5 protein-coding genes are annotated in these 4,323 nt (G+C 53.8%); 4 read left to right on the top strand and 1 reads right to left on the bottom strand.

Annotated features, from left to right (window positions below; translation table 11 throughout):
- The 4 genes from OSO_RS51905 to OSO_RS52555 form a co-directional block, all read left to right on the top strand.
- Window positions 1-271 (top strand): hypothetical protein (locus OSO_RS51905; protein ID WP_010583166.1); only part of this gene is annotated, 271 nt, incomplete at its 5' end.
- Between the two features lie 962 nt (window positions 272-1,233).
- Entirely contained in the window at window positions 1,234-1,680 is a 447-nt protein-coding gene (locus OSO_RS50730) for a hypothetical protein (protein ID WP_157605117.1), read from the top strand.
- Window positions 1,681-1,726: 46 nt separating this feature from the next.
- Window positions 1,727-2,923, top strand: a complete 1,197-nt coding sequence (locus tag OSO_RS0109490; protein WP_010583163.1) for a hypothetical protein — start codon at window positions 1,727-1,729, stop codon at window positions 2,921-2,923.
- Between the two features lie 366 nt (window positions 2,924-3,289).
- Complete coding sequence (locus OSO_RS52555) at window positions 3,290-3,982, top strand: DUF1573 domain-containing protein (RefSeq protein ID WP_083842828.1); 693 nt, start codon at window positions 3,290-3,292, stop codon at window positions 3,980-3,982.
- Here the strand turns inward: OSO_RS52555 and OSO_RS0109480 are convergent.
- Window positions 3,934-4,323, bottom strand: a 390-nt coding sequence (locus tag OSO_RS0109480; protein WP_010583162.1) for a transposase, incomplete at its 5' end; no start/stop codon positions are given. The two genes, OSO_RS52555 and OSO_RS0109480, sit on opposite strands and share 49 nt — an antisense overlap.

Genomic DNA, 4,323 nt, shown 5'->3' with positions numbered 1-4,323 from the left:
CCGACACAACGTCACTTCGACGAGGGCTGAACTAAACTATTACGAATCGTTCGGTTGGCGGATTGACGAAACGAAAAAAAAAGAAATCGCTCACCTCCAGCAGTTGCCACAGTCAGTGGATGTTCATGACTTTGTTTCCGAAGATGATTTCGTTCTTTGTATTTACTCTATGGCAAAGCCCGGAAATGAAATCATCCTCGCAAAGACATCCCCGAGTGCGACGCTTAAGGCAACATGGGATATCGTGGCGGCGAGATTACATCCGGGTTAGAACTTTTCCTGGCTGGGAGCAAGAATTGGGCAATCTGCACAAGCCTGTTTCATGGCAATTCACGTCGGTTCATGTGACTGGTTCGCACATTCAACGTTTGGCGGCGCGACAATTCCGCAAATTCAAATCCTGCTAGTCCGATCGAGGGGGGATTCATCTGAAAAGTGGAATGTCCCCGTTTTCGTTTCCCGGCGGCAGTAGCAGCCCACTGAACACCTCCGTTGCTTCGCACAATTAAGTATTCCTGCGTCAGGCGACTAACTAGGAAACATATCTGCTCCAACAACAACGCAAACGCCACATTAGCGAACACGAACACACACACTACTGAACATAAATGAGCAACAAGAAGACTCATTATCTGTCTTTTCCGACATATTCTTTGTCCGCAACTCCGTTTCCTGCTTGAAATCTCGACACTGCGGCTTTATACAGCCATAGTGCATTAACATGCTCACCCAAATCTCCCTGTATCAAAAACAATATTCGAGTTGTGATGACGAGGTGCGAGATGGTCTGGAGATCAATTGCCTGTGCCGTAATTTGCTGCTGGCCCATTTCTGCGGCTCTGGTATCTCTCCGGCCTTATCCGCTGATGAACCCCAGGCGGAAGAAGGCGCGATCGGCGCTCGATGCCACGTACGCTCAATATGAATGAGACGAACTTCACAACGGCTGAGGATGTGTATCGCTGGGCCAGGCGGTTGATGGAAGTGGAATTGCAAGGCGGTACTTAAGGAGACACGACCGCGAGCCATCTCGTTCAAATGAGTGGACTTCAGGAAATCGTCTCTATCCGCCACAAGTAGAGAATCAGAGGAGGCGAAAACGCAACCCATCAGACAGCAATGTACGACCTCGTGGAACCCCATCTGTTGCATAAACATGGTTCCTCGTCCGGCAAGTAAGTTCGTGTTCAACCGTTTTGACTATGCCCGATATTTTTCGTGAAGGAGAAAAAAATGTCACCTGTCATCACGTTGCGTCGAGTTTTGGGAATTTCAGGCGCCCTTCTCGCCATTGCGACAGTATCTCCTGGATTTTCGGCGTCTTGCACGTTGAGCCCCGAACAGGCACAGGAGGTTTGGGGGGTTGCCTGCGATAAGACGGCGTTTACCCATAGCTGCCAGGATGTCACCGGGTGCTTCACAGCGGCCGCGGGTGCTTGCGCCGGGGGTAACTGCAATAGCAGTAATACTTGGACCTACTTGTTAACGGTAACGAACGGCTCCGAGTACGCCGTCGATCAGGCCGGGGGTCTCGATTGTGGAAAAAAATACGGCACTCCTGGAACTTGCGGCGCAAATCAGGCTCAAAATGGTTGCACCTGCTCGAGTGGGACAAACCCAACCGCGGACGGTTGCACAAAGGATACTTACAAGCCGGCTCAGGCCTGCCCAGGCGGCTGACAGTTAAGTCCTCACGACTTCGACACTTCTTGGAGCAGGATCGGTTATGCGCTCTCTTGCCATGCACGCGTTTCGTTGGATGACGCTCGTTGTCAGACGCTTCATTAGTCGATCAATTTGCATCCCAATGGCCGTGCTCATGATCGGATTTGCTCCTCAGACTTATGCAGATTCTGAGACAGAATCCGAGTTAGATCGGGTGATCAGCGAGCACGATCGGGGCGTACGTGCCGTGGCGACGTACGACCTGAGGTACCGCATGGAGGAGACGGTCTACCTCGTAGAAGATCCGGCGAACTCCGAGCAGCGGAAGGCCGATGCGAATCAACCCGTCCGGTATATCCCAGCAGGACCTGATACACCCAAGCGGACGTTTCGCAGCCGCCAGTGGTTTGATCGCGGTCGAGTCCGCGTGGAATCGTACGACGGGTGGGACGGTTCGTTTGGCGAGGGGCAGCGCGTCCTGCTTTGGGACGGAGAACTGCAGAAATCGTTCAACGAACTCAAGAAATCGGCGTTCATCAATGCCAACCAACGTAACTCGTCGATCACAGGCGAGCCGGTCCCGTTTTATGAGCTTTTTTATCGGGCGGTATTTGGCGACTACACCTACGCTGAATTCGTTCGGGCGAGGAAGAGTTCTTGCACAAAAATCGACGGTCTCTATGAAGTCATCGCGCCGCCCTTGCCCGAGGCCCAGGACTGGCTTAGCAAATTCACTCTCAAGGTGGTGTTCGATTCGAATCGGAATTACCTCCCAACGCGATTGGAGTTCAGCGATATCGCGAGGGGTAACGTGCGCCCGATTGTACAGATCACTTCTGAGCCGGAAGAGATCCTTCCAGGTGTCTGGGCTCCAACCCAGGGGAGGCTGATATTCCCCGTCGCGCAATACGCTCCCCCCTCTCCCGATAACGGGAAGCCGTACGCGATGTTTGAGCTGGCTGTTGACCAGGAACGAAGCCGATTCAACATACCGATCCCGGAAGAGCAGTTTGTGATCGACTTCCCCGTTGGAACTTTGGTCAACGATCGGCCGCACGACGTCACTTATAGGGTGGGAGCCGAAACTCAGGAGGGGACGTTGGGCCAGTTGATCTCCGATGGAAGGCTACGCGTCCGGCCAGGAGAGGCTCCGGCAGGCCCATCTCCAAGATTCCGGTACCTGGTTTTGTTGAACATTGCCCTGCTCGTCGTTGCAGGGATTGGAATTATGCTTAATCGCCTCTTTGCCAGGAAATAGCCAAACCGCTCTCTGAAGTATCGCGTCTGAAAAATAGTCACCGAGAAAAATGCCCATGCCCACTCGTCGCCTGACCTGGAAGAGAGAAATACTGATCAGAGCTGGTTTAGCCTTTCTCATTTGCCAACTGCTTGGGCGAGAATGCTGGGTGAGCATAGCGCAGGCGGAGCCGAATTCTGGCACCGCGCATGTCGATTTGACGGACTACCGGGCCTGCGGCGTAGTCGCATTGTACGCCGGGGGACGCCTCCTCGGCGCTGATGTTGCACTAAGTCAAATCCGACAATCGGCTGATCCGGATCACAATGACGTGACCAGCTTTGCGGACTTACAGCGCGCGAAGTCGGAATTGTCGCCAAGTCGTGCATGCTTGACTTTGACGATCTGCGTCATCTCGGCTGCCCAGCGATTGCCCATTTGCGACCCAATCCGATCACAGGTGGCAGGCCGCATTTCACCCTTATTCTGGGAGTTGAAGCGAACGGTCGTGTCGCCTCGCTCGATCCTCCAAATCCGATGGGATTCTGGAAGGCAGAATCATTCCGGCGCGTGTGGACTGGAAATACGATTATCCTGTCACGAAATGAACGCGAATCCGCCGCAGTACTGAGTAGGATCCAGCGACGACGAGGGGGTGTTGTATTGCAGATCATGGCTTGCCTGCCGCCGATCCTTGGAGCCTGCGCGCTCTTTGTATGGTGGCCGGTTCTGTGGCACGTGTGCTATGGGGCGCGGATGGCGACTGTGAACGTCCTGTTTCTGGCCTTGGTCATGACTGCCACTGCGGGTTGTGGAAATCGTGGCAGTTCGAGCGATCATGTCGGCCCCACTCCGAAGTTGGAGTTTCCGGGACTCAAGGAGGGTGAAGTACTCGAGCTGGGTGTGGTGCCGTTGGACCGCAGAGAGATGTCTGTCGGCGTCCTCAATACGGGGGACGTACCGCTAGAAATCAACTCTGTACGCGCGTCGTGCGCATGCACAATTGCCAAATTCCCTCAAAAGATGCCTCCTCACCAGAATCTGTGGGTGAATTCTGGTTCTGGCAGCTTTCCAAGTTGATGGTACAAAGCGATTTCGATCGCTTTATAGGTGCGAAAACCATAAGCTTTTTTGGTAGTCAGTTTCGCCTTATTGTTGAATCCCTCGACGACACCTGCGGAAATCGCTCCCCGCGCTCGGAACCAGTTGAGAATTAGGTTGCGATGGTTTCGCAGCATGCGAGCGACCCGCTTCATCGGTTCCAGGCGAGACCGCATCGTTCGAGCGCACCATTCGTCGAGAAACTTCCCAGCCCAACCTGCCGAAGCGTATTCCCAGAACCGCTGAAACTCTTCTCTCAACAAGTGCGATCTCACCGAACGCAAATTGTATTTCATCAGTTCCGCCAGCTTCACGACTTG

Origin of the sequence: Schlesneria paludicola DSM 18645, from assembly GCF_000255655.1 — a bacterium.
GTDB classification, from domain to species: Bacteria; Planctomycetota; Planctomycetia; order Planctomycetales; family Planctomycetaceae; genus Schlesneria; species Schlesneria paludicola.
Note: the sequence above shows the minus strand (reverse complement) of the source record. Positions and strands in the feature narration are given on the sequence as shown.